The sequence below is a fragment of the Mangrovivirga halotolerans genome (assembly GCF_026241165.1).
In the GTDB taxonomy this organism is placed as follows: Bacteria; Bacteroidota; Bacteroidia; order Cytophagales; family Cyclobacteriaceae; genus Mangrovivirga; species Mangrovivirga halotolerans.
The window spans coordinates 252,626-279,616 of the sequence record NZ_JAPFQN010000004.1 but is presented as its reverse complement, the minus strand read 5'-3'; the positions used below and the strand labels follow the sequence as shown (position 1 = coordinate 279,616).

The 26,991-nt window shown below is 32.9% G+C and carries 25 protein-coding genes; 22 read left to right on the top strand and 3 right to left on the bottom strand.

The genetic code is table 11. The features are described 5' to 3' along the window. Nucleotides 1-24: 24 nt before the first annotated feature. The 7 genes from OO013_RS07780 to OO013_RS07750 all read left to right on the top strand — a co-directional run bounded on the left by OO013_RS07780 (nucleotide 25) and on the right by OO013_RS07750 (nucleotide 4,726). Nucleotides 25-282: a YdeI/OmpD-associated family protein gene (locus OO013_RS07780; protein WP_266056166.1), complete on the top strand. Its 258-nt coding sequence runs from the start codon at nucleotides 25-27 to the stop codon at nucleotides 280-282. Between the two features lie 112 nt (nucleotides 283-394). Beyond that, nucleotides 395-853 carry a YehS family protein gene (locus tag OO013_RS07775; protein WP_266056165.1) on the top strand — a complete coding sequence of 153 codons (459 nt, stop codon included), beginning with the start codon at nucleotides 395-397 and terminating at the stop codon, nucleotides 851-853. 33 nt (nucleotides 854-886) lie between these two features. Continuing rightward, entirely contained in the window at nucleotides 887-1,066 is a 180-nt protein-coding gene (locus OO013_RS07770; protein WP_266056164.1) for a hypothetical protein, read from the top strand. Nucleotides 1,067-1,209: 143 nt separating this feature from the next. After that, complete coding sequence (locus OO013_RS07765) at nucleotides 1,210-2,103, top strand: zinc-dependent peptidase (RefSeq protein WP_266056163.1); 894 nt, start codon at nucleotides 1,210-1,212, stop codon at nucleotides 2,101-2,103. A 541-nt stretch (nucleotides 2,104-2,644) separates the two neighbouring features. After that, the gene (locus OO013_RS07760) at nucleotides 2,645-2,833 is read left to right on the top strand and encodes a hypothetical protein (RefSeq protein WP_266056162.1); all 189 of its coding nucleotides are present in this window, start codon (nucleotides 2,645-2,647) and stop codon (nucleotides 2,831-2,833) included. A 151-nt stretch (nucleotides 2,834-2,984) separates the two neighbouring features. Next, complete coding sequence (locus OO013_RS07755) at nucleotides 2,985-4,427, top strand: glycoside hydrolase family 30 protein (RefSeq protein ID WP_266056161.1); 1,443 nt, start codon at nucleotides 2,985-2,987, stop codon at nucleotides 4,425-4,427. Between the two features lie 86 nt (nucleotides 4,428-4,513). Beyond that, entirely contained in the window at nucleotides 4,514-4,726 is a 213-nt protein-coding gene (locus OO013_RS07750; RefSeq protein WP_266056160.1) for a hypothetical protein, read from the top strand. Nucleotides 4,727-4,910: 184 nt separating this feature from the next. Here the strand turns inward: OO013_RS07750 and OO013_RS07745 are convergent, their stop codons facing one another. Then, nucleotides 4,911-5,843, bottom strand: coding sequence for a hypothetical protein (locus tag OO013_RS07745; RefSeq protein WP_266056159.1), 933 nt, complete (start codon nucleotides 5,841-5,843; stop codon nucleotides 4,911-4,913). A 568-nt stretch (nucleotides 5,844-6,411) separates the two neighbouring features. Between OO013_RS07745 and OO013_RS07740 the strand changes: the two genes are divergently transcribed. After that, a complete protein-coding gene (locus OO013_RS07740) occupies nucleotides 6,412-7,560 on the top strand; it encodes an alpha/beta hydrolase-fold protein (protein ID WP_266056157.1) in 1,149 nt (382 codons plus the stop codon). A 310-nt stretch (nucleotides 7,561-7,870) separates the two neighbouring features. Here the strand turns inward: OO013_RS07740 and OO013_RS07735 are convergent, their stop codons facing one another. Then, nucleotides 7,871-8,761, bottom strand: coding sequence for a LysR family transcriptional regulator (locus tag OO013_RS07735; RefSeq protein ID WP_266056155.1), 891 nt, complete (start codon nucleotides 8,759-8,761; stop codon nucleotides 7,871-7,873). A 136-nt stretch (nucleotides 8,762-8,897) separates the two neighbouring features. Here OO013_RS07735 and OO013_RS07730 point away from each other — a divergent pair, with 136 nt between their 5' ends. From OO013_RS07730 to OO013_RS07720, 3 genes are all read left to right on the top strand, one after another. Continuing rightward, nucleotides 8,898-9,287, top strand: a complete 390-nt coding sequence (locus tag OO013_RS07730; protein ID WP_266056154.1) for a nuclear transport factor 2 family protein — start codon at nucleotides 8,898-8,900, stop codon at nucleotides 9,285-9,287. A gap of 387 nt (nucleotides 9,288-9,674) precedes the next feature. After that, complete coding sequence (locus tag OO013_RS07725) at nucleotides 9,675-11,102, top strand: hypothetical protein (protein ID WP_266056153.1); 1,428 nt, start codon at nucleotides 9,675-9,677, stop codon at nucleotides 11,100-11,102. Between the two features lie 50 nt (nucleotides 11,103-11,152). Continuing rightward, on the top strand, nucleotides 11,153-11,887 hold the full coding sequence (locus tag OO013_RS07720) for a hypothetical protein (RefSeq protein WP_266056152.1): 735 nt from the start codon (nucleotides 11,153-11,155) through the stop codon (nucleotides 11,885-11,887). An 85-nt stretch (nucleotides 11,888-11,972) separates the two neighbouring features. Here OO013_RS07720 and OO013_RS07715 read toward each other — a convergent pair whose 3' ends face one another. Then, nucleotides 11,973-12,467 (bottom strand): YciE/YciF ferroxidase family protein, encoded by a 495-nt coding sequence (locus OO013_RS07715; RefSeq protein ID WP_266056151.1) that lies wholly within the window; start codon nucleotides 12,465-12,467, stop codon nucleotides 11,973-11,975. A 504-nt stretch (nucleotides 12,468-12,971) separates the two neighbouring features. Between OO013_RS07715 and OO013_RS07710 the strand changes: the two genes are divergently transcribed. The 11 genes from OO013_RS07710 to OO013_RS07660 all read left to right on the top strand — a co-directional run bounded on the left by OO013_RS07710 (nucleotide 12,972) and on the right by OO013_RS07660 (nucleotide 26,832). Beyond that, the gene (locus OO013_RS07710; RefSeq protein ID WP_266056150.1) at nucleotides 12,972-13,595 is read left to right on the top strand and encodes a hypothetical protein; all 624 of its coding nucleotides are present in this window, start codon (nucleotides 12,972-12,974) and stop codon (nucleotides 13,593-13,595) included. 80 nt (nucleotides 13,596-13,675) lie between these two features. Continuing rightward, nucleotides 13,676-16,393 carry a toxin-antitoxin system YwqK family antitoxin gene (locus OO013_RS07705; protein WP_266056149.1) on the top strand — a complete coding sequence of 906 codons (2,718 nt, stop codon included), beginning with the start codon at nucleotides 13,676-13,678 and terminating at the stop codon, nucleotides 16,391-16,393. 16 nt (nucleotides 16,394-16,409) lie between these two features. Continuing rightward, nucleotides 16,410-16,892 (top strand): hypothetical protein, encoded by a 483-nt coding sequence (locus OO013_RS07700; protein ID WP_266056148.1) that lies wholly within the window; start codon nucleotides 16,410-16,412, stop codon nucleotides 16,890-16,892. Between the two features lie 64 nt (nucleotides 16,893-16,956). Then, complete coding sequence (locus OO013_RS07695; protein WP_266056147.1) at nucleotides 16,957-17,742, top strand: hypothetical protein; 786 nt, start codon at nucleotides 16,957-16,959, stop codon at nucleotides 17,740-17,742. Between the two features lie 536 nt (nucleotides 17,743-18,278). After that, nucleotides 18,279-20,018, top strand: coding sequence for a BspA family leucine-rich repeat surface protein (locus OO013_RS07690; protein ID WP_266056146.1), 1,740 nt, complete (start codon nucleotides 18,279-18,281; stop codon nucleotides 20,016-20,018). 528 nt (nucleotides 20,019-20,546) lie between these two features. Further along, the gene (locus OO013_RS07685; RefSeq protein WP_266056145.1) at nucleotides 20,547-21,329 is read left to right on the top strand and encodes a hypothetical protein; all 783 of its coding nucleotides are present in this window, start codon (nucleotides 20,547-20,549) and stop codon (nucleotides 21,327-21,329) included. A 372-nt stretch (nucleotides 21,330-21,701) separates the two neighbouring features. Then, complete coding sequence (locus OO013_RS07680) at nucleotides 21,702-22,775, top strand: hypothetical protein (RefSeq protein WP_266056143.1); 1,074 nt, start codon at nucleotides 21,702-21,704, stop codon at nucleotides 22,773-22,775. A gap of 461 nt (nucleotides 22,776-23,236) precedes the next feature. After that, nucleotides 23,237-23,599, top strand: a complete 363-nt coding sequence (locus OO013_RS07675; RefSeq protein WP_266056142.1) for a hypothetical protein — start codon at nucleotides 23,237-23,239, stop codon at nucleotides 23,597-23,599. A gap of 161 nt (nucleotides 23,600-23,760) precedes the next feature. Beyond that, nucleotides 23,761-24,651, top strand: a complete 891-nt coding sequence (locus OO013_RS07670) for a hypothetical protein (protein ID WP_266056141.1) — start codon at nucleotides 23,761-23,763, stop codon at nucleotides 24,649-24,651. 57 nt (nucleotides 24,652-24,708) lie between these two features. After that, complete coding sequence (locus OO013_RS07665; protein WP_266056140.1) at nucleotides 24,709-25,167, top strand: hypothetical protein; 459 nt, start codon at nucleotides 24,709-24,711, stop codon at nucleotides 25,165-25,167. A 573-nt stretch (nucleotides 25,168-25,740) separates the two neighbouring features. Then, complete coding sequence (locus OO013_RS07660) at nucleotides 25,741-26,832, top strand: zinc metalloprotease (protein ID WP_266056139.1); 1,092 nt, start codon at nucleotides 25,741-25,743, stop codon at nucleotides 26,830-26,832. The last annotated feature ends 159 nt before the right edge of the window (nucleotides 26,833-26,991 follow it).

Sequence of the window (26,991 nt, the reverse complement as noted above, 5' to 3'; positions counted from 1 at the left end):
ATGATGCTGAAGAATTCTGTCCCAATGACAATAAAGACTGGAGAAAATGGCTCCTGGTCTATTTTGGATGAAGTTGAAGAGCTTGTAATTCCAGAAAACTTAAACGATGATTTTGCGAATTCCCAGGGCTCATTTGATTACTTTAACGGCCTAAGTAAGTCCACTAAGAAAATATTATTGTACTGGGTCATTTCTGCTAAAAGAAAAGTAACCAGACGAAAAAGGAATTTAGAAATAGCAGAAAATGCAAGTAAAAACTTGATACCAAAACAGTTCAGATAGTTAAATATTTAAAAATTACGAGAATTATTTAACTACCGGCACCAAAAGGAATAACATCAAAAGATTAAAGTAGTTCTGTTTAATTTACCCCTGTTGTTCAATAAATTGCAGGATGACAAATAATGATATTTTACGTCGACTACGTTACACATTAGACCTGAGTGATCAGCAGGTTATTGAAATTTTTCAACTTGCTCAGCATTCTGTAAATCGTTCTCAAGTAGTTGACTGGTTGCTAAAAGAAGAAGAAGAATTTTTTCAGCCAATGAAAGATAAGGAATTAGCTCTTTTCCTTAATGGACTGATCAATTTAAAACGAGGAGTTAAAGAAGGCCCACAACGTGAAGCAGAGGAATTCCTGAACAATAATCAAATACTTCGAAAATTAAGAATTGCCCTTAATTTAAAAGATACCGATATGCTGGATATATTAAATCTGGCAAACTTCTCGATCGGCAAGCATGAACTGAGTGCCTTTTTTCGTAAGCCCGGCCAGGGACAATACAAACAATGCGGTGACCAGGTTTTACGAAAGTTCCTGAAAGGACTCCAACTAAAATATAGAACATAAATCATAATAGCCAGGCGTATTTTCACATTAAAAATGGATAAGGAGACTATGATTCGCCAATTTCTTTATACAATTGAAGCTAATAAGACAGTGAATTTTGATCAGGTTTTTTTTGAATTTCTTATATACCATAATGGTGAAATGGACTCTGAGAATCCTTACAAGTATGAGATTAAAAATAAAAACTTGCTGGAATATTCAATGGCTGTGTAGGATATAAAAGTTCATTGCAAGTAGCCAATACACCAACTTTTGATATTATCTTAGCCTATCGATTTATATTCTTTTTTAAACCGGCAGTAAGGATGGGTGTATCTTAAAAACTCCCTTATTATTTAAATTTCCTTTATTGTAGCATGGCTTATTTCGTTTCTTTCGGCGTTCTTCTTCTGTTCGTGTATTATACTTACAATCAATTCACCAAAAACAAAAAGAGTAAGAAGATCAAGACATTTCCTGCGGAATGGCGAATTCTGTTAAATCAGCATGTTTCTTTTTACAATTCCTTATCCAAAGAAGAGAAAGGCCGTTTTGAGAATAAAATATTGGAATTCTTAGATGCATGTCGAATTACCGGGATTAAAACATCGGTCGATCCCCTGGACAAAATACTAATTGCTTCCAGTGCCGTTATTCCTATATTTCAATTTCCGGATTGGCAATACACGAATCTTAATGAGATTTTATTATATCCTTCACATTTTAACCACAAGTTCGAAACCACTGGTGAAGACAGAAGAATCCTGGGAATGGTAGGTAACGGATATATGGAAGGAAAGATGATCCTTTCTAAAGAGGCACTAAGGCGTGGCTTCCAAAATGAAACGGATAAGAAAAATACGGCTATCCACGAATTCATCCACCTGATAGACAAAGCTGATGGTGTTATTGACGGTGTTCCTAATATCATATTTGAAAAACAATACATTATTCCCTGGCTCGATCTCATCAACAAAAAAATTGAAGAAATATATAATGGAAATTCCGATATTAACCCGTATGGAGGAACCAACCAGGCAGAGTTCTTTTCAGTTATCTGTGAATACTTCTTCGAGCGACCAAAATTATTAGAAAGCAAACATCCTGAGCTTTACAGTCAACTCGAAAAGATATTTAAACACGATATGACATCCAGAAACCTGGATCAAAGTAAAGTGGCGATCGGGCGAAACAGTCCCTGCCCCTGCGATAGTGGGAAAAAATTCAAAAAATGCTGTGGCCGGGTTCATTACAATCAAATGATTGGTTAGAAGAAACCTCTTTTACAAGGTTCATTTTATACTATTTATCTGAATCAGGATATATCAGATCAAGCACTGATAAGATGATTTAAATCCTGGTAATTTAATTTTATCCAGGCACATCCTGGTTCACCACCTGGTATTTAGTAAGTGTATACAACGGCCTGCAAACCTCATTTATTACAATAAGTTACAGACAGCATAAATTACAGGTAAATATTTGATTTTGAGCTAAATGCAGGTATAATAGTATTTATAGGAAGTTATTTATAACCTGATCTATTGGCATATATAAATAATAGCGATTGACAGGTTCTTCGCATCAACTATTAACCTCTCTTTACTTTCAGCAGTTGAACTGATTTTAGCTATTTCAGCTATTTTATTCTACTCACACATCAATAAGAAAATCATTTTAGAATTAGATGAATACCAGCAGGACTACTTTGTTCTCATCTTAAACGACGATAATCTCAAAGAATCAAAACTAGCCTATTCATTCCCCTTTAATAAATCGTTAACACCAAGGCTGAACCATGGAGTTATTAACATGAAATTAAAGGATAAATACAGAATAAAGATGGATAATCCTGAAGATTGGCTTGGATACACTATGAAACCTAATAAAATAGAAGGAACTTCTATAAGGTTTTATCATACCAACAGAGATGATTTTGATAAGACAAATATTGACTCGCTAATTCAAATGGAATTAAATTCAGTTAACATTAAGTTATGAATAACACACACAGTTTGAATTTAAACTGGAAACAGCTACTTTAGCCTTTTCAGCAATTCATTTTAACCAAAACAATAACGAAGATCTTAATTAAGCGAGACCGTATCACGAATTGCAAATCGTTGTAAAACATGCAAACCAAAAAATAATATTGAGAAAATTAAAACACACACTAGATCTATCAGCAATTGTATTTATTCTATTATTTACTCTATGCAGTTGTAATGAGAATGAGGATGTCGAGGTAGTACACATTGAAAAAGACGTACCCCAAAACGTAAGTTTTTATCTCACCACCCCTGATAAGTTAAACCTATTGGAATTAACTACCAGAGGCCTTTCAGCAATGACAAGTAATAACAATTTTACGATCTCAGTTTCAGATCAAACTACTTATCAGGAAATAGATGGCTTTGGTTTTGCTTTAACAGGAGGAAGTGCTCTACATTTAAATAGCATGGGGAGCAGCCAAAGAGCTGACTTGTTAAATGAACTCTTTGGTTCAAACGGTATTGGAATAAGCTATCTAAGAATCAGCGTCGGGGCTTCCGATTTAGATGCCGAACCATTTTCATATGATGATCTTCCAGCTGGAGAAACAGAAGATTTGAATTTAGATCATTTTTCTATTACTAAAGACCAGAAAAATCTTATTCCTGTTTTAAAGGAAATATTAGCTATAAACCCGAATATTAAAATCCTGGGTTCGCCATGGTCTGCACCATCCTGGATGAAAACCAGCAATAGCACAATAGGTGGTAGTTTAAAGCAAGAATATTATCCCGTTTATGCGAATTACCTGGTGAAATACATCCAAGCTTATCAAGCTGAAGGAATCACTATAGATGCCTTATCTGTACAAAATGAGCCTCATCATGATAGTAACAATCCGAGTATGAGAATGGAAGCAAATGAAATGGCTGCTTTTGTAAAAAACAATCTAGGTCCGGCATTTACTTCTGCAAATATCCAAACTAAAATAATTGTATGGGATCATAATGCAGATAATTTTAATTACCCTATTAGTATTTTTAATGATTCGGAGGCTAATCAATATATTGACGGTTCGGCTTTTCACCTGTACGCAGGCTCAATAAATAACCTGAGTAAGGTACATAATGCCTACCCTGGCAAAAACTTATATTTTACTGAACAATGGGTTAGTTCAACCGGAAATTTTGGAGGTGATTTAGCCTGGCACATGAAAAATATAGTAATCGGAGCTACCCGGAATTGGTGTAAAAATGTGTTGCAATGGAACCTATCATCTAATTCCCAATTACAACCACATACACCCGGAGGATGTACCCAATGCCTGGGCGGTGTAACCATTGATGGAAATGTAGTCTCAAGAAATGTAGGGTATTATGTAATTGGCCATTCGTCAAAATTTGTCCCGCCGGGTTCTGTTAGAATTGAATCTAATACATCTTCTAATTTCCCCAACGTAGCGTACCAGACTCCAGAAGGAAAAATTGTAGTGATCTTATTAAACGATTCAGGATCACAAAATTCAATAAATATTAATGTTGCAGCAGAACCTATTACCGTTAATTTAGCTGCAGGTGCGGCAGCAACATTTGTTTGGGAATAGAATAGCCCGCACTCTCTTGAGTTAGCCGATACGTAACTTCAGGATTTTTATTAGACAGATTTGATAATGACTTGTTTCATTTTTATATGTTAGCGCAAAATGAAACATCAGATTCTTTGACTATTGAATTTATGCCGGATTGGGAACTTGATGGAATTACTTATAATGATGTGTATAAGGTGACAAAAAGCAATCTAAATGAACTGAATCGGATTTCGTGGACAATTAAAGCAAGGGATAAAGGAATTGTTCAGTTTTATAATAAAAAATCAAATGAAAAGTGGACGTTAATTGAATAAAAACACCACACAACATATGATATTAACAAACAACTTAACGGTTTGATACTAAAATGAATTTAAGTTCCACGATTTCTTAATCCCAACCGTTACCCTTATTCAAAAGGGAGACACCATCAAATCACCTTTTTAACGAAATGATGGAGGCTCCCTCCTCAAAAGTAAATATTGCTATTAATCACAATCAACATATGTCCGGATGACAATATAGGCTAGGCATAAGCGTACCTCCCCATTTTGCCCGTAGTATTGCATTGCTGTTGTTATTAGTTGGGTCGATGTCCCAGAAACTAAATCCAAACTTTTGCCTGTGAAACCAAGGCCCGGTATGGCCTCCCCAAAACCCTTCAGCTCCTATAGTTTGAGAGATAACACGACAAATTTTAATAGACCATGGAATATTTGATTTAGCAGCAGAGAAAATTCCTTCTGATCCTCCAGGTGTACCACAAGGTTCAAATCCTTCTGGCAGGTATGCTGCCTGATCTTCTGCATCGGGTACAAAGGTTGCTCCACAGTGTGAATTAGTGGATCCCTGACAAGGACCGTATGCTGACCCATTATCTCCTGGGTATTCTGCATCCCACATGGTTGTAAATTTCCTTTGATCACCCCATAAGGCACGGGCAAACAAACAACGGTCTTTTTCGATCTGTCGATCCTGACTAGTATAACCTACAAGGGCCCTCAAATGGTTTATCACAATTCTGTGCCACTCATTGACCTCTTCCTTAGTGGGGTTATTGACATCTGCAAAAGGTTTATGTTCATAATAAAGCTCATAAATACCCTTTAGGACATCACCAGATTCCGGAAACAAACATTTTAGAAATTCCTCCCGCGTCAATTTAGTTGGATCACAAATACTTTCACCGTCCCATTTTGAGTTTTCCCAAGTTTGAGCACTTATCCAAAACACGCCATCAGGATCGTGAGAGGTGTTACCTGCTTCTTTAGGCTTGGAATAGAAAGTAGACCAATCCGCCTGATCCGGAGTAAATTGATTTAAATTATTGTTGCTGAAATTATTTTCTAAAGTTTCGTCTTCACTGCAGGAAAACAAGCCAAGAAATAGAGCGAACATACTAACGAGTAAAAAATTTTGATTGACTCTCATAGCGTTTTGGTTGAATATTTAAATAAAAAAGTAATCTCAAATGTAATCATTATTCTTAATTGAAAAAATCATTAAAACAGTTTTCCTACTCTTTTCACAAGGGATTGATTACTTAGAATTTATGATAGCCCCACTGTCTGAAGATTAGCGATAGCGTAACTTCAGACTTTTAATGAATAGCAGGGATTGTATCGGGGTCATTTTCAAAATTGCCTTCAATAACCCTTCTTAGAAGCTCCCCTAGTGCTATCAACTAATAAAATAGATACGGTTTTTTTCAGCCTTTAATAAGGGTAGGCATACGATTAACAATTTGATATTAAACACTGAACAGCGGCTTATATCTTTTATTGGAAATTATTAACTCTCACACTTCCATACATCCCTTCCTTATAAATTAAACATAAACGACTGACTTTCAACAACTCGACTTTTTGTTTTCAACCTTCTTTCTCTTTTTAAGAGAAGGCGATTATATTTGGGTATCAATTATGCGATTTTAAAAGCAACCGTAGTTTTCGGCTGACATATAACTTTGACATCACCAGCCATTAAAATAGACTTGTAAATGAAGATTTTAAGTTTTCTGATATTATTTATTATTTCGTCACTAACATATGGACAGGAAGTAGACACTCTGTCTTTTTATTCAAAAGCATTTAAAGAGGATAGAACCGTATATATTCACAAACCAGAGTCTTACAAATACAAATCGGATTCTATTAAACTTCCTGTCATTTATATTCTTGATGGACAACACGAATGGTTTGTCAACCCAATACTTTCAGATATAAAATATTTACAATACACACATGAGATCCCCAATGCGATTGTTGTCGCTATTCCCCATAAAAACCGTATCAAAGAATGTGGCATTGTGGACCTAAAAACCGAATTACCACTTGACATTTTCATAACGCAAGAATTAGACAAGGAGCTATCTAAATATAATCCAGGTGATTATAAAGTAATTATTGGCCACTCATTTTCAGCATCGTTTTCACTCTATTCATATTACAATCATCCGGGCTATTATTCTTCTGTTATAGCGAATACACCACTCGATAAAATAGAGCTGTTAGTGAATGGTTTTCAACAGAATAATAAATTAGAAAAAGGTGATATTTCAATAAGCATCGGTGGAATTGCCGGCCATAAAGACTATTATCACCGAAAAAAATTCAACGAACTAAAAGAAAAATACCCTGACTTTTTTAATTCAATCAAGGTATTCGAAGCCGATTATTCGTCACATAATGCTGTTCCAATTGTATCGACACCAACTCTAATAACAAGATTATTTGAAAATTTTAGGGATAGATATTCGAACATTGCGAAAGTCAATGATGAATATAAAATGGTTAATGTCCCTGAATCACCAGAAAAAGAAGTGGAAAAAGTAATATCAGCATCAAAAATCGAAACTTATTTTTACCCACCTGAAATAGCTGAAATAAACGGTATTGCTTCACGGTTTTCGTACAGTGAGTATGATGATTATGCGATCGAAATTTATAAATTGGGGCTTGAATATTATCCGAGATATTTTGCATTTCACTTGTCCCTTTATGAGTTAACAAATGATAAAGACAAAGTAGAATCAAGAAAATACTTAGAAAAGGCAAAACATCTTTTAAATACTGTTGAGAACGACTGGGAAGGAAAAAGTGATATCATTGATGAAATAAAAGCTGAAAAAACAAAAAACGGGTGGTAAAAATGTATATAAAACAAGCTATCTAATTGTGAAATTCCATCTCTGTCTGGAGTTCAGCGATAGCATAACTTCAGAATTTTAAAAAAAGGATTTGTATCAAAGTTTTAAAAACCATTAAGACCTACCAATTACCATCGGTTAGAAAAAATTACATGCGGGTATAAATAACAGGTGATGTTTGAATTTGAACTGGTAAAAGGGATTTTTAAGCCTTTATAGGGATATTTTACCAACCAAAACAACGATATTATATATGGAATAAGGTTCAGAGGGTGACTCTTGTACCTTCATCAGCAACATATTCAAAAAATCAGTGCTTTGAAAAATCATCCTCAAAGTTTGAAATAAAATCTTTAATATACTTTTTGTCTTTATCTGATTTGCGATAAACCAAATAATGTGTTCTCTTCAAACCATTTCTACTTATCCGTTTAAACTCAATATCATCAGACAATTTAAAAGAGTTTAATGCCCAATTAGGCATACACATTACTCCCATATTTGCATCTACCATTTCCAAGGCTACCTCTGTCAAAGGAATTGCAGAAATTTTTGATGGAATAACATTATTCGGTTTTAAAAATAGTTCATATACCGAGACTGTCTCTAAGGGAAAAGAATGAATTATTAGTTGAATATCTAAAAAATCTTTCGCTTTCAAAAAATCGACCTTGCTTAATGGATTCTCTTTGTGAACAATCGCAAGAATTTCATCTTCATAGACTTCTATACTACATAGACTCTCGTTTATAGGTTTTTGGGTAACAATGGCAATATCTATCTCATTACATAAAACTTTTGAAATAGGTTGATAGGTGGCTTCAAGAATCAGATCTACTTCTATTTCTGGATAGAGAAGTCCCATTTTTTGTATGAAAGAAGACAGCCCCTGATAAAAACTATAACATTCGGTACTAACTTTTATTTTACCAACAGAAGCTGTTCGCAATTGCTCTATGTTTTGAAACCCTCTTTCGATGCTTTCAAGTATAGAATCACCTACTTTATAAAGCTCCACTCCTTCTTCTGTCAACTGCCATTTGTTCCGCTTTCTATGAAATACTTTAAACCCTAAACGCTCTTCCAATTCTCTTAATTGGTGACTTAACGCAGATTGCGTTAAATACAATTTATCGGCAGAATTGGCAATACTTCCCTCCTCCTCAATTGTTTTTATTAGTCTAAAATATTTTATTTCCATAGGTCACAAAGATAACAAGTTGTATCCTTTTGCTAATTGAAAACTTTTCAGCGAAAGATTTAAAATGCTCAATTTCAAGAATTAATAACCATCCTCCTACAATCTATTTTTGAAATTAATTTAAATTTTTGAGATTATGCACAAGCAAAAAATGAATCTACCTACTGATTTAATGAATGCAGTACAAGTTTACTTCGATGCTCTTTATTATTGCGACACAAAATTATTAAATAAAGTATTTCACAAAAGTTCCAGCCTGTTTGATGTTGATAAGGGAAAGGTTTTCGTTGAACCCATTGATAGCTTTAGCAAAGATGTTGGGGGAAGAACATCACCTAAAAGTAAAGGACAAAAACCAGAAGCCGAAATTCTAATGATTGATTGGTTATCATCAAACTGTGCAACAGTAAAAATAAGAATCAGAGCACACGAAAATATATTTGTAGACCATCTTGGTTTTGTTAATGGAGAAGACGGCTGGCAAATAGTTTCTAAAATTTGGCATTTGGAAAAAGTAATAGACTAACTTTTTTGTAATCAAATATTTCATTTTCTGAATACTTTATCAATAAAGCTAAAGTGACCATATATAAATATAATAATGGTTCAGGTTGAGACTTGAACCGTTACTATTTATAATTCATACTTTCTCTGCTATCATGGGTTCAGCGATAGCATAACTTCAGACTTTTTAAAAAAGGATGTGTATCAAAGTTTTAAAAACCATTAAGACCATCCAATTACCATTGGTTACAAAAGATTACATGCAGGTATAAATACCCAATGATGTTTGAATTTGAACCGGAAACAGATATTTTAGCCTTTATAGGGATTTATTAACAACCAAATCACAAGAATTATATAAGAAATAAGGGCTGCTGATTGGCCCAAGTATAAAATTTATAAAACATTTATGGGATTTTCTAGCGAAGCAATTTTTATAAATTCTGAATTATCGGAACCTGAAGAAAAAGAAGTACTTGATCTTTTAGGTTTTAGCGACTATAAGAAACTGGGAAAAGCTCGTTTTGATGAAGCAGATTCTGGCCGGCTAAGAAATGGCGTTTATGTTGGTAAGATCAATGGTTCTACATTCTTTATTTTTGAAGGAGCCTACCAATCCAATCGTGATAAGAATAACCTTTCTGAAAACGAGAATAAACTGGCTTCAAGATTTCCTAATAAAGATATTCTAACCATCATGAATTATGAAATAGCTAATTCATATGGCTATGCCTATATTAAAAACGGCCAATTGGTAAGGTTAAAGGAAGGAGCCCACCCCGATGTGTCAGCAAATTTTGGAAATGAATTGGAGATCGAACGTAATTATTATGTCAAAAAACAACAAATCGATAACTGTGAGTATTTTCTGACTGAGTCATCCCAATCAAAAGAATTAAATAAATGGACTCATGATCAAATTGGAGGTAGCATTGCATTTGAACTAGTGAAATTGATGACTGGTAAAAATTACATGTCAGATAAAATGTTCAGAGCAGATATAGATAATTATATTCCAGAAGCATCTTACAATCAACTGAAAAAAGCATTTAATGATTCCTCAATTGAAATTCCTAAAAAATTTCAAGGATCAATTTTAACTACGCATTATAATCTCATTTTAGAAAAGGCTAGAAAAGCAATCTCTGTCTTGGGATTGACAGAAATAGAAAAAGGTGTTTTCATAAAAAATGATCAAGGATTACGTTTTAAGTTTAATCTTAAAGCTCCAAAAGAAAACGAAATTTTTGCATCACCATATATTTCATTCAATATTCTTTGTGACAGAACTAAATGGTATAAGGAAACTTTTGGTAGAGATAAATTTCACTATGGCAATAGTGTAAATAATATAATACCCATTAAACCTAAACGTTTAGGCTTACCAGAACAAAGTAGAAATCCGTTTTGGAAGGGAGAAAACTATCACTATCAAGAAGTAGAAGAAGCTGTTTTAAAAATAATTAATGAAATAGTGATTCCATATTTTCAAAAACTGCCTAACCTTAATGCAGTAGCTGAACATTGCAAGGGGTTTAATAAAATAGATTTACTATGTATGTCCAACCAAGAGGATCGGGCAAAAGAATATTTCAAGGAAGCCCTTTCTCACTTCGCTGAATATACCTTAGAGGAAAATTCACACAAATCTCTGATACCAGGATTTATTGAAGAATATAAAGATCGTGCTAATCTTTTGGGTATCCAGATTAATGTTGAGGATTTTATCGATAACTATACTTCTCAACATAATCAAAGGGATATAAAAGAAAAAGGATTTAAGAATGATCCTACACCTAAGCCAAAAAACACTAATCCATGGTGGAAGTTTTGGTGAAAACATCTATAACAATATGTAAAGAGTCGGAGGCGGTCAAATCTACTGGAATGGAAAGGAATACGTATATTTCCACCAAACCTGCTAATAAAAAGCCCCCGATATCTGAAGTTCAGCAATTAGTTAGCAATCAGCTTAAAACACGAAAGACAACGAAATTGAAAAATAAAGCTCTATTAATTATTACTATCATATTTTTCCTGACGATAAATACCACTTATTATTGGGAAGGGAAACTTGGATTTCTTGCATTTCCAGCATTTATTTTCTTAGTGATAATATATTTCGGACTTGTAATAGCACTAATATGGCAAACAAACTTAGCCGTTAAAGAAAAATTATCAAACAAGTATCGACTCATTACAATAGGACTTTTAACGCTTGTGTTGACAATTACATTTTATAAACCAATTGGAATTATTGACCTTGACAAACTTGAAGGGAAAAACCTACTGATTGCACAAAGAGAAGGCGTTGCAAACTGCACAACAACATTTAAACTAAAAGACAATTTTACTTTTAAGGAAAGAAATGTTTGCTTCGGGATATCGGAAGTCAAAGGAATATATAAAATATCAAATGACACAATTTACTTCGCGCCTGTGAAACAGGGAAACCAGGAAGATATTAAATATGAGTTTGGGGTTATTGAAGAATTAGAACATTATACCGAAAATAAATACGCCTTAAAACTTTTCGTGAATAAAAGCGACACAACTGGATTTAAGTATTTTATTGGTAGAAATGATTTGGATATTGAACCTATTATAACGCCTAATCTCTAAAAACGAATATAAAAAAACACTTTCATTCCTGCCTGGTGGTTAGGGTCAGGACAAAATATCAAATACCAATATATTTTAAACTCTACTATTTCATAGCCATCAAATTAATACTATCAATAGCTAAACTAGAGAGATCCTGATCGATAGACTTTTGTTCTTCAAGGGAGCCTCCGAGTAATAGTTTTATTTCTTCCAGTCCAAGCTCTTTTGCATAGGTACATAGCGTACCAAAGCTTGCAATGTTATGGTGATTGAGCTGTTGGATAGAACTCAAAATGCCTGCATCGCGCACAGCATCATTGGTGCACCTTTCTGCAAGTTCGATTGCTTCCTGAATCAATCCTTTGACTCCGACATTTTCTTCACCATGCAGGTTGCGGTTGAGCAACTCAAACACCCGCTCCATGCTTTTCATTTGCCTTTTTACCTGGCCAATATGGTGGTCAATGGCTTGCAATAATGATGTGTCAGTAGCTTTTTCCCGTAAAGTCATTAAAGCTCCATGTTGTTGTCGCTCACCATGAAATTGTTCCTTTAATTGCTCTACGAAAAGATCTTCGAAATTTTTAATATGTCTCATGACTGGCTGATTAAGTTAACAATAGATATAGATAAAAATAACCAGCTATCACGTAAAAAGTAAGTACCTATATGGCCCGTTAGAATGATTTTAGTCATTGTAATTTCAACAAAAAAGGGATTCTCAAACAACCACACGTTTTTCATTAAGCAGCAGTAAAAATTCACATTTAACACACTTACACATACAGTGACAATTGTCTAAAAATAAACCAGATAGGAAGTATTTCACCCTTTCCAAAGACAGTTATCGCAAGCTTTGTGGATTTGAGCATTTATAATCGCATTAATACGATTATTGTTAATTTGTAAATTGAGATTTCAAGCGTTTTCACTTATGAAATACTCAGTTGATCGTTCACTTGTTAAATGCTTTATTAACATCATGAATGAATTAGGTGTATGTAGAGTTGACTAAGAAGTTTTTTAATTTACTTTTGTAACCAAAATTATAAAAGAGGTATTCTAAGCGATTATCCATTTCAACCTAAGTTCTATATTCAACATGAAAAAACTTTTCATCCTTACTTTTTTAGGAATCAGTTCATATTGTTTTGCCCAGAATTCTGATTTCGCGAAGGAATTAACCGAATTCAGAACTAATATATATCCCCTTTTAAATAATTATGATTCGGACAAGCTCTTAAAGTATGATTTTGATGAGACCGATTTAATTTCAACCAAGATTGACAGTTTTGTTCATGCCAATGAGCATAAAATTCAAAAATATCAATTGCAATTACTGGAACAATATTCAAATGATTACAATTTTACGATAAAGACAGATGGATTTGAGCAGATAGATGTTAGTGATTTCAATCAGAAATTAAATGAAATAGACGTAGGCCTAAGTAACCCTATATATAAACTGCTTTTAATTAATCCCATTAAAGAGTTGGAAATCTATCGAAATATGTATCTCATGCAGAAGTATACAAATACTGAATTTGCAGTTTTCAGTACAAAACTGACAATAGTTCCTTCTCTTATCAAAACTAAAAAATTAAAGAATGGACAATGGGAAATCATTGAAAACATGCATGAATTCTTAATAAAAGCCAATTATGATCCTAAAAAAGGAAGAATTACTAAAATAGAGTGTTACCAAAGAAAGCTAAATAATAACTAGTCGAATATAATTTTACAGTTTATAACAATCTATTCCCAGCATACTCATCAGCAGGTTCAACCATACATAATAAAATCACTATGCGATTCACTTTAATCACTATAAGTTTTCTATTACTTTTTGACTTATTTTCATTTGCCCAACCAATTGACACCCTCTATTATAATATTAATTGGGATGAGACACACCCTGAAAATGCTTTATATTTCAGGTTAAGACCGGTAAAAAAAGATTCTGTTTTTCAAATTAAGGATTATTACATTTCAGGAACTTTACGTAAAATAGCTTTCTCCATTTCTTTGGAAGAAGATATTTATCATGGTGAATTAAAACGGTTTGATAAGGAGGGTAAGTTAGCCGAAATAGTAAACTACCAAAATGGTAATAAACAAGGAGACTATATTCAATTTGATGAATCCGGAGATACTTTAGCTATTTGTACTTACAGTGAAGACCAGCCTTACGAAGGTATTGTTTATTCAGAGAAATTTAAGCTAGCTTCAAAAACAACATACAAAAATGGGTATATCGTAAAGAAGTTAGTATACCCAGCTGACGGCCAGTCCAAATTAAAATTAATAACCCAACTTATTCAACAAGGAGATGATTCTGTGTATCAAACTAAAACCTACGGATACAAGGGTGAATTATTAGGTACCGGGACATATACGGCCGATAATCAAATATGGAGTGGTGTATTTTCTTTCATTGAACCCAAAACTGAAAATTTAAATTTAAGTTACTTCACGGAAGGTCGACAAGACTCAAGTCTAAGTTTTTATAAAAGTGGCAAACTAAAATCAAAAGCACTTTTTCTGGAAAAGGAAAAAATAATTTCATTTTCTCATGAGAATGGAAAAGTACTGGATTCAATCCAATATAAAAATGAAATACCCTGGGTTGGAACTGAATATGAATTTAATGGTGATATTGCCTTCAGAAAGCACAGTTATAAAAATGGCGTTTTAAATGGGCCTTTCTTTGATACCTATTATTTACACGGTATAAAGCGAAGTGGCCAATATAAAAATGGAAAGCTTGAAGGGGAAATAGAGTATTATGATAAGGATGATAATCTAATTTGTGTTGGCATTTATGAAAATGATTTGCGAAAGGAAGGAGATTTTGTAAGTAGAACTGACAAATATTTAATATTCACTTTCAAGGATGGCAATCTGATTCAGAAGCGAAGACATTACCCAGATCGAAAAAAAATCGCCTGGGTAGAATACAAAGATTCTATTCGAGTTACCTATAATCAAAAAGGGGAACTTATAGCAAAACTGATCTTTAAAAACAATCAAAAGTATACAGGTAAAGAATATAGTTATTCCGCCAACCATCTGGTTACTCAAATTAAAGAATACAAAGAAGGAGAACTTGTAAGGAATGAGTTTTATAATAAAGAGGGGAATTTAAAAAGGTCAATTTTATACCAAAATCCTAAAAGCCGCACAGAAACAATTTATTATCCTGAAGGTGTAAAACAGTCGGTAAGTACCATAATTTTTAATAATGATAGAATCAACAAAACAGTATACTTTAATAAAGATGGCAATACAATCGGCAAGTTAATAAGGGAAGGATACGATAAGAATGGTGATGAATACTTCTTTGAACATGGAGATATTTACAAAATAGATCGATACCGCAACGACACACTTATTTATAAAAAGCGCTATGCTCCTAATGAAAGACTAATTTATGAAATCGATTATTTTGGAGAAGCTAATTTTTATAATCAATGGGGAAATATTTTAGCATCGGCAACCTACAAAGAATGCAAGCCCTATGAAGGGACAGTTTTTGAATATCAAAATAGAATATTGAAAACAATTACCCATATGAAGGAAGGAATGCTTCATGGGAAGAAAACTACTTTTACTCAGAATTCTGCATTGAACCGCAGAATCATTGTTAAAGAAGAAAATTATAAAAATGGCAAGCGAGAAGGCTTTTTAAAGGAATTTGATAGAAATGGCAATCCAATTCAGATTATTCAATATTCGAATAACAAAAAAGATGGAAAAGCTACATTTTATGGCCCGACAGGAATAGTTACTGGCACTTATGAAGATGGGATTACGTATGAAGGCACCTTTTACGAATATTCCTACGGAGAAATTTCTTCAATTAGAACCTTGAAAAATGGCCGCCCTCATGGTAATTGGATAAAATTTAATCACCACGGGGATACTTCAAGAATAGCAATTTGGGAAAACGGTTTTCAGAAAGAACAAACTAATTTTCTTTCTGGTAAAGCTTATAAAGTTAGCTTCAAAAACAACATTAAATATGATGGTGTTGTGCCAGGCTACAAAAAGCTGTTACACCACAAAAACGGCTACTTAATCAGGGAGGAGAAGTATGCCGATGAGAATTTGGAAAGGCTTTTAATATCGATTGATTATGAAAGGCCTAAAAATATACTGACCAAAACTCTTTACAGAACTAATGGGCAAAAGTTAAGTGAAATTCAGTTTAAGGCAGGAAAAAGAAATGGAGAGGCCTTGTATTACGAAGGCAAAGGAAAGATCATAGCTAAAGGGATCTTTCAGGAGGATTTGCCGGTTGAAGGGAGCTTTATTTTTTACAGCAAAAAGACCTTTGATAATTATATAAAATTAAAAATTGAAGGCCACAAAGTGTTGGCTAAGGCTTATCAGCAAGGTGAAGAATCTTTATCATTCAAATTAACAATCAGTGATGATTTAACTCAATATGATTGGCAGCAAAACATTGCCTCTTTTCTTAGAAATGTAGAAAGCTCATGCAATTACCAGTATGAGATCCTTTAATAAATAATAAATACAAATGAGTTTAAAAAAAATAATTTTGATCTTTATTGCGATCTGTTTAGGCTTTAAAGCTCCTGCTCAATCACAAAAATTACCTGATCCAAATGTAGTGGGTAAAAAAGCCTTTAATATCTTAAAAAAGCTAGATCAACTATCTGCAAAAAGATTTACGCGGCAGATGATGAATATTCGGGATTTTCATAATCTTATTAAAGAATATAATATTACTGATGAGCAAGAAATCCTGAACATCACTAGCATGTCTAAAAAAAAATGGAGGGCAATGGCTCTCAATAATTATAAAGGATTAGAATGGTATAAAGAAGATCACAATATTGAATGGACAAAAATAGAATTCAGTCAGTACGATTATAAGATAGTTGAAAAAAGTGGAATAAAGTATTACAAAGGTTTACTAGAGTTCACCCATCTTCAATCCACTCACAGCTGGAAATCACTTCAATCAAAACAGGCAGGAATATTGAAATTATTGCGGTAGAAGTTCCTGTAGAAGAATTTTAGTAACAAATAGATTTATCAGTTTACACAAATTACCCTCGCAAATGAAATATCTGGTCTTCCTGATCTTACTTGCTAACCTGAGTCGATGTACTCATCAAGACGACCCTGTCATCTATAAAAGTTTTATGAATTACAAATCCGTAAAAGGTGATGTAATTGAAATAAAAGAATGGTACAAAAGTGTAGATGATAACGGAAAGCTAAAAAAACCTACCTGGGAAATGGTATATTCTCTGGATGATTATCATCGCATTACTTCATCTTATATGCGCAATTTAACAATCGAACCCTATGATACTTCCGGACGTAGAAAAACCTACTTTTATAAAGACAACCGAATCGATTCAGTAGTAACTGATGCCAATGGAATTTATCGGTTTGTAACCAGGATAACCTATCTGAAAGAAAATAAATTAAAAATTATTAATCGTAATGGAAAAGGTATAAAAGAACAAGAAACTTATGCTGTGTACGATAAAACAGGACGTCCCCTGGTATCTAATACAACCTGGTACAATATTAAGGGAGAGGCTGTAAGTAAAACAAAAGATGAATTCAAATATAAGAATGGCTTTGATGCACCTTTATCCCATTCCACCACATTCTATAATAGTAGTGATCAACTAATAAAAAAAGAAAAAAGAATCTTCACATATGGCGAGCACGATGAAGTGATTGGAGTGAAAACATACAATAAAAACGATAGTTTGGTTCAAATTGCACGACATGAACAACAGCTAGACGATCAACACAATCCCATCAAAACAACTACATACGTAAATGATAGCCTTAATATGGTAGTTGAAAGGGAGTTTACTTATAAATAACTCCGCTGTCTGAAGTTTAGCGATAGCGTAACTTCATACTTTTAATGAAATGCAGGGATTGGATCCTGATCTATAAATAATATTTCTAGTGAGGAGATAACTTTTACTTTAATTCCAAGGGTATTTATTTGTTTAAATATGCTTTTTACTTTATACTAAAACCTAATTCTGTAGCTTATATCTTGACCGAAGGTTATTATTAAAACCTATTTTCTAGTCTCCCGGGGGTACAGACCAGGGAATAATGAAGATTTATTTATTCGTATTGGTCTGCTTCTTCATCCCAGAATATAGTTATACTATCTAAACACATTTCTAAAATTTGGAAAAGGAAAATTTAGGAGTTATTATTGCCGTTCAATATTTAAAGGGATTTAATAACTAGCAAATTGCGATTAAAAAAAGCATAATCAAGAGCATTATCATTAGATGTCATTGTCAATTCAATTTCAGTATATCTTCTCCTATAGTTAAAGGAAAATCCTCTGGAATCATTTCTATTAACAAACGTATTTATCTTTCAATTATAATATAAAATGAACAAGTACTACATTTTTTTAGCTTTCATGCTATTAGGATTATCAAGCTGTGAAAAAGAAAATGAAATTATTGTCTCTTACTCTTTAACAACACAAGTAGAAGGGTCTGGAAATGTAACTCCTTCAAAAAAAACGGTTCAACAAGGAGAAACCATAGAAGTAACAGCCATTCCTGATCAGGGGTATACTTTTTCTGGATGGAAAGGAGATATTAACTCTGCTAATAATCCTCTATCCATAACTATGGTTAAAGATATTAACCTGATCGCTTCCTTTACTGAAGATCTAACTTATTTTAAGTTAACTGCTAATGCCAATGGTGCTGGTTCGGTTAATGTACCATCAAAAGAGCTTTTAGAAGGAGATACAATTGAAGTGATTGCTACTCCAGAACAAGGATATATTTTTGATGGGTGGACTGGAGATATCTCTTCAAACGAAAATCCATTAATGATTAAAATGGATAAAGATATCAGTATCACTGCAAACTTTAGAGAAATTACTAATGAAGACATGATTCAACTCGCTGATAACGGGGTTACCTTATATTGTCTCCCACAGGCAGAAATTGGTAAGAAATATCCTTACAAAGGCGAAATGTACGAAATTGTAGATCACGAAAGACTTGATTTTTTAGTCTCTTACAATGGCATGTATGACTTAACACATATAATAACAACTTATATAACGGACATGGATTATTTGTTTTCTAATCACCTTGAGTTTAACCAGGATATTTCAACCTGGGATGTTAGTAATGTTACTACAATGAAACAAATGTTCAAAAGTACTTATAAGTTTAATGTTGACATTTCTAATTGGGATGTAAGTAATGTGACAGACATGTCGTATATGTTCCATTCTGCTGAAGCTTTTAATATTGATATATCTACTTGGAATGTTAGCAATGTTACTAATATGAATTCAATGTTTAGAAGAGCTTTAATATTCAATCAGGATCTTTCAAACTGGGACGTTAGTAATGTTACTGATATGGCCTATATGTTTTCCTATACAATGGAATTTAATGGAAATATCACTACGTGGAACCTCAGCAATGTCACTAGTATGAGTCATATGTTTTCTGTTGCTGAAAAATTTAATCAAGATCTTTCAGGCTGGGATGTTAGTAAGGTGACATATATGAATGGTATGTTCGCAGGAGCAGTTTCTTTTAATCATAATATTTCAACATGGAATGTTAGTAATGTTAAATTTATGAATGACATGTTTTACAATGCAAAAGAATTCAATGGAGTTATCGCTTCATGGAATGTTGGCAATGTTGTTGATATGTCAGATATGTTTAATGGTGCTGAAAAATTCAATCAAGATCTTTCAGGCTGGGATGTTAGTAATGTAGAAGACATGTATAATATGTTTGAAAATGCGTACTCTTTTAACCAAAATATTTCTGATTGGGATGTTTCTAAGGTAACGCATATGAGCTATATGTTTAAAAATGCAATCACATTTAATCAAGACATTTCCTCTTGGAATGTAATCAGAGTAAGAAGTATGGACTCTATGTTTGAAGGGGCTAGCACATTTAACCAGAATATTTCAACATGGAACGTTGGATGGGTTTCCACAATGAGAAAAATGTTCAAAGACGCTACTTCATTCAATCAGGACTTATCTGGCTGGGATGTTCACGATGTTTTTACATGCGCTGAATTTTCATCTGGTGCTATAAATTGGACACTTCCTAAACCAAATCTAAGCTGTGATTATTAATAAATAAATCAACTATATTTCATATCAAGATAAACAAGAACTACATTTTATATCACTACTATTTTTAGGATCATCACGTTTCTAAAAAGAAAAGACTCATTGGATAAATATGGAGTTAAAAATCAAATATTAAGAAAATCAGTCCTTGGAGAGGCTGATTTTTTTAATGGAAAAACCTCCCACCCTAGCACAATTATGTCCTTGTGCTTCTATGTTCTTCATAATTCCACACCCCTTTTATCCCATTCATAAGTGATTACAAACGTTTATAAAAAAATCTGATTTAAATCGGTTACAAACATTTACTTATTAGTATTAAAAAGTGAAAAGGTTTGAAGTTTAGTTAGCAACGACTATTTTCGGACTTTAAGGAATTTTTAAACAACCAAATCAACGATAGTTATATTGGAATAAGCGCTACAGAGTTGTGATTAGCCATTCGTTAGCACACATTTTGTTGATTTTTTTTGTGGTATAACCTACATTTATCTACCCTGAATTCTATTCTCTACTAGTTAAAAATTAATTATGAAACTCGAATTTTGGTTTACGAAACTTTTTGGATGGTTTTCTATTCTTGCACCAACAGCAATACTAGGCATTGCAATTCCTCATAAAATATGTAAGACTTATCCTCTAAATATACTGGATTTTCCTCAATGTTCAGAAGGTATTTTTTACACATCAATTGCACTACCAATTTTTTGTTATGTAATAGCTTATTTCATTGCAAGAAGATATCGTCAATCTTACTTCATCCTTTATAATTATTACGACTTTATTCGGTTTCTAATCCATTCCAAATCATCTACAATAGGTAGAACGAAGGGAAATGAAAAAGAGAGGGAAATACGACTTAACTCTATTCAAAATATTTTATCATCACTTTTCATTCTTGCTCTTCCTGCAGGATTTCTGTTATTAATAAAAGGCTTTCTTATTACACTTGAACAAATAAGTGGACAATCTTATATTGACTCTTTTTTTTATTTATTGCACCTAAACATTCCTTTATCGGTCACTATAATCGCAATTGGTTCGTTGGTTCTAAGCTATCAATTATATAAAATAAAAAAGCGTCGTTTAATTATATATGGTTTATTAGAAATTGTTCTGGGTATGATTATGTCTACATATACATTGTTTTCTTCTTTCTTAGCATCAAAACCATCCAAACCAAATGTTTATCTATTGCTATTATTTGTTATAATCTTAATATTTTCATTGAAAGTAATTGCTACAGGATTTGAAAATACGGTAAAAGGTCTAAAGAAATACAATGTAGATGGCTGGTTAAAAGACTACTATTAAGAAAGTGTGCTAATCGAGTAGACGGCTCGCTCCACTTGCGCAAGCTTGATCTTGTACTTTAACCATTTAAAATTTCAAGTTGCTTGTAATATTTTAGTAAACGATTACAAACGTTTATCAAAATATCTTATTAAAATCGGTTACAAATATTTACTAATTGGTATTAAAAAGTGAAAAGGTTTGATATTGAACTGGGAACAGCTATTTTCGAACTTTAAGGAATTTATTAACAACCAAATCAACGATAGCTATATAAGAAATAAGTGTGACACAGTTACTTATATACAATCGTTTTAAGCAATGCATGTAGCTTAATTTAGTAAAATTGTAATTAAAACAGTGAAATCTAAAATCATATATAATCAATAAAAATTGAAAAACGTATTAAATTTTTCTAGAAACAAATATCTAAATTACACTTGCCTTATAACAATAGTTTCTACTGTTATAATACTTTTATATTCTATGAGCGCTTGCAACATTTCAGGATACGTTCGTTTATCAGGAACTCTTATACTTCTTCAATTTTTTAGTTTTTTTATAGGAAGCTTCCTTGGGTTTCTTTTTGGTTTTCCCGCTCACAATAACATAGAATTTAAAAACAAATATGTTAGAAATTCCTCATTAAAAGAAATCACAAGTTGGCTAACGAAAATTATTGTCGGTATTACACTAATCGAACTAAAAGACATTTTTAAGTTTTTTCAGGTCCTGGTTAAGAAGTTATCATACTTTTTAGTTAATGATAGTAGCCAAGTAGTTATTATTGCCTGTATAATAGGGATATTTTTTGTGTTAGGATTTATTGTGCTTTATATACTTTCAGTCACTAAAATTTTTGAAGAACTAGTAATTAATGACAGAAATATTGAAGCAATACTCGGAGACAAATCAATGAATCCTAACGAGTTAAATATTGACAACACTTTACATCTTGACTTTTCTAAAATAAGTAACTCTAAAAAGCAAGATATTCTTAATTACATATCCAAAAATGGGGTAAGTAATTTAAACCCAATTTTAAGTAAACGATTAGGAAAATTTCTACTCTACATGAAAGAATATGATCGTGCAGCAAAAGCCTATAAAGCAGCTTATCTTAAAGATTCTGAGGATAAGTACAGTTTATTAAACTATTGTTTTATAAAAAGTAAGTATCTGAAAGATTTTGATAGTTCAAACGATGAATTGAAGGATTTAATCTCTAAGAATAAGGAATTTGCTCCTGCCTATTACAATTTGGCGTGCAATTACAATAGAGAATACTTAGAGTTTAAAGAAACAAATGAGATTGAATACATCAAGAAGTTAAGGGATAAGGCTGAGAAAAACTTACAAAGGGCATTTGAACTTGATAAGGGGCTATTTAGTGAAGCACTTAAAGATACTGAACTTAAAAATCTTGATGTTAAACAAATTTTCGTAAATTCGAAGAAGAAAGAATAACACTAATAGTGGGTATATATTTAAACTATTAGCAATTAGTTATTATATTACAAATGAAACATTTAACTTTGTAACATTGTTAAAAGAATATATAAACCTTAGATTAACAATTATGAAAGCACAAGATTTGACAACGATTTAATAATAGTTTTTTCGAGATATTTAATTTAAATGGGTTAATACAATGTATTAACCCATTTTTTTTGATAAAAATATTATATCTATACCTAAAGAATAGCTATAAAAACTTCATTAAATACTTAAAATATTCTGTACAGATCATGGGGTTTCATTGTAAACTTTAGCGTCGACCCTTTGTATATATCCCGTCAATCCTCTGGATTGGTCTATTGGTGTAAGCAAATTCTACGGATTGCCACGGTAGTTTAAGCAAACCTTTATACTTTTAACCAGCTACGAATTTATACATTGGTGTTATACACTATTAAAAACTAATCAACTTGGTACTAATTGACAAACTCTTTAGAAAGACCACAACCGACTCAACTCAACAAGAACCTGAACAAACGTTAATTATTCGTTTTCGTTATGGAATCAACGGACTTGAACCATTACATCGACTTGAGCAAGAATTAGAAGAGCTAATTAAAAAAGAAGGAGTTGGAGAGTATGACGGACATGAAATAGCTATAGACTACAGTGACGGTTATCTATACATGTATGGACCAAATGCTGTAACCCTCTTTAAAACTATTCAACCGGCTTTGGAGAAATCCGATTTCATAAAAGGAGGGATTGCGAAATTAAGATTTGGGCCTCCCGAAAACGGAGTTAAAGAAATCGAAGTAAAATTGAAAGAATAAAAATAACAGTGGCTAACAACGCCTAAAGCTAATGCAGCCATTACGTCTTCGACAAGCACAGACCCGGTTAACGATGACGATCTCGGTTCTTTAGGAATTTACGAAAAGCCTCCCTAGCTTTAACCAAAATCTTAGGCAGTATATCTCTAATCCAATAAGTCATGATGGAATTTATTAATAGTCTAGATATTAAACTTCAAGCTACCATTATTTCCGCTCTTACTTCCCTATTTATCTTCGTAGTTGGATGGCTTTTCAAATTCTTTTATGAACGAAATTCTTTGTCTTTCAGATTGGACAAGGAATACACTTTCGAACAAAAAAAGAAGTTGAAAGAAGAGATTTCAAAATATAAGATCCCACTTCTTAATGCATGTGAAGAATTCAACTATCGACTTAGGAACTTCAATAAGCGAACTAAAGAAAACCTGCATAGAATTGATCCGGATAAATGGTTTGAAACAGATCAATACTATTTAAACAGCTTCATTTATAGATTTCTTGTTATCCTGCATTACGTATACAAAATTGAACAAGAAACACTATCAATTGACTCCACAGTTGCCGATAAGTCTGATATTAAATTCCTGAAATTCATAAAAACATTTAAAAATATTTTTTCAGAACTCGACTTATTAACGCCTCTTGGGTATAAATGGTCAGATACTAAGAATCACTTCTGGAAGAATGAATTAAAAGGATTCACACTCTGGGTTGTTGAAAATGACAGAGTAATAGAGTTTGATGAATTTGTTCCGAAGCTTAGATTTAACTACAATGAATTAAGAAAGATCATTGAGTACTTTTCAAAAATTGAAAATGACCCGAATGACAAAACACTAAATGTTCTTAGATGTTTCCATTTGCTAATCATACAATTCCTCAACTTTTATGGGCATACTTACCAAGTAACACCAGAAGCAAAGGTCAACACAATTGTAAATTTTTACTCAGAAAATATAAAAATTGTGGATGCTTTTGAGAATTTTATTTCAGAAAGCAAATTGGATCAAGAAATGAAATCAATACTTAAGAAACTTAAAGCTGCCTGACAAATAATATCATTCATAAGCTTCGGGATGATAGTTGGACGTTTAGCACCACCAAAAATGAAAAAACCATTCAACTATATCATTACAATAATCATTAGTATTTATCTATTGAACCTGGCAAGCTTTTTTATAATTGGTAAAACAGATTTAATGAAACAAATATTAAGTGATACCCACACAAGTTATAAACAAATTCAATGGACTAATGATGTCAACATAGCTTCGAATTTAAATTTAAATTCAAATCAAATTCAATTATTAAAGACATTCTATAGTGGCACCAAAGCTGATTTTAAATATTTTGAAGTTTCAGAGATTGATGGAGTTAAAGAGCTTTTTTCATCTAAAAATAAGTTTTTACATTATTTAGAGGGTGATTTACATTTATGGCGTTTTACATACTCAATTGATGAGTCTGAAAAAATGGCTGAATATTATCATGGTTATCGTAGGACTTATGTTTGGGTATTTTTTGACTGGATAAAAATTGATGAGGAATTCTTAGGGATTTCTTAACATTTATAAGCCAGTCCCCAACAAGAACCCCCTCCAGCTATTTCCAATATTATAATACCTCAACTTATAGCGGTTCAAATTTCATAGGAATTGACCAATTCATCCCTGATGAAAATTAATTAGGCTAACATTTGGAACAAAAAATGACCTCCCAGTCTATTAATATCTATCATTGAAATTTACTTTTTAAAAGCACACTTCTACCTAGAACCGATATCATCCGGACAATTATATGCTATGAAAAAGCAGATATCCGAAAATTCAAAACGTTATTATGCCCAATAGCCAAGCAACGATAATAATACTCGATAAATCACATTCAAAAATATTACCACATTGTTAAATCTTAGCCTCAAAATAAGTCATCACTATTAGTTTTGGCTAACAATTCCTTGATCTTTGATTAATACAAGATCTTTATATATTCATAATAAATAAGAATTTTATACTATAAATTAGCAGCTTTTACAGAATTTAATTTTACGATTAAATATAAATTCGCAATTATCTACCATTGATTTCTAAAGATTAATTTATATATTGCGACCTTTGTCAACCAAACCACAAACTAAAATGAGAAAAGTTTTATTACTACTTTTTGTTACAGGATTCATTTTTACTGCCTGTAATGACGAAACACCAAACATTGTCGCAGATCAGGATGAGCAGGTTTCTGTTGATATGAGCGATTTTTATCTTTACACTAATGCTGATGACGAGGCCGCTCGTACAAATGGTGGTAAGTCTTGCCACACGATGAAGGTCTTAAACAGACAATTAAGTGAAAACCCAGGACTTTACAACAGAATGTACAATGTTGAAAAGCAGGTAAGACAGTTTATTGCTGCGAAAAAACCTACAGGAACTCCCGGCAACGGAAATGGCGGTGGCGGAGGAAATGACGGTGGTGACGGAGGAACTACTGATCCGGTTGACGACGGATTAGGTTCTATCAACATCCCTGTTTATGTACACGTGATCTATAGTAATTCACAAGAAAATATTAGCGATGCTCAGATCCAGTCTCAAATCGACATTCTGAATGCTGACTTTAACCTTACTAACAACGATGCATCTTTAACACCAGCAGAATTCACTGATGTTTTAGCTGATGCTGACATCAACTTCACTTTAGCTGGAGTAACCAGAAAAGCTTCTTCAAGAACAGAATGGGGAACCAGAGATGAAATGAAGTTTGCTTCTAACGGTGGTGTAGATGTGGTAACTCCTGAGTCTGCATTAAATATTTGGGTTTGTAACATCGGTGGCGGCATATTAGGTTATGCTCAATTCCCAGGTGGCGACCCTTCAACTGATGGTGTAGTTGTTGGTCCTCAGTTCTTCGGAGACACAGGTTATTTATCTGCTCCGTTTGATAAAGGAAGAACGACTACTCACGAAGTTGGACACTACCTGAACCTTAGACACATCTGGGGTGACGGAAGATGTAAGCAAGATGATTTCGTTGCTGACACTCCTTCTTCAGATGGACCAAACTACGGATGTCCTTCTTACCCAACTGTAAACTGCAGATCTAATGACATGACTATGAACTACATGGATTATGTTAATGATGAGTGCATGTATATGTTCTCTGAAGGTCAAAAAGCAAGAATGCGTGCATTATTTGCAGCTGGTGGAGCAAGAGAATCTATATACAACTAATAAGTATATTATTTAATCTCAATTATATAAGCCGGCCGGGTATTCCCCGGTCGGTTTTTTTATACTCTGTTATTTTATTGATGCTTTGTACCCACAACCTCCTCCTCGCTTAACCACTGACCCAAACTTGCCAATCACTCCTCCCCCACTATCGATTAG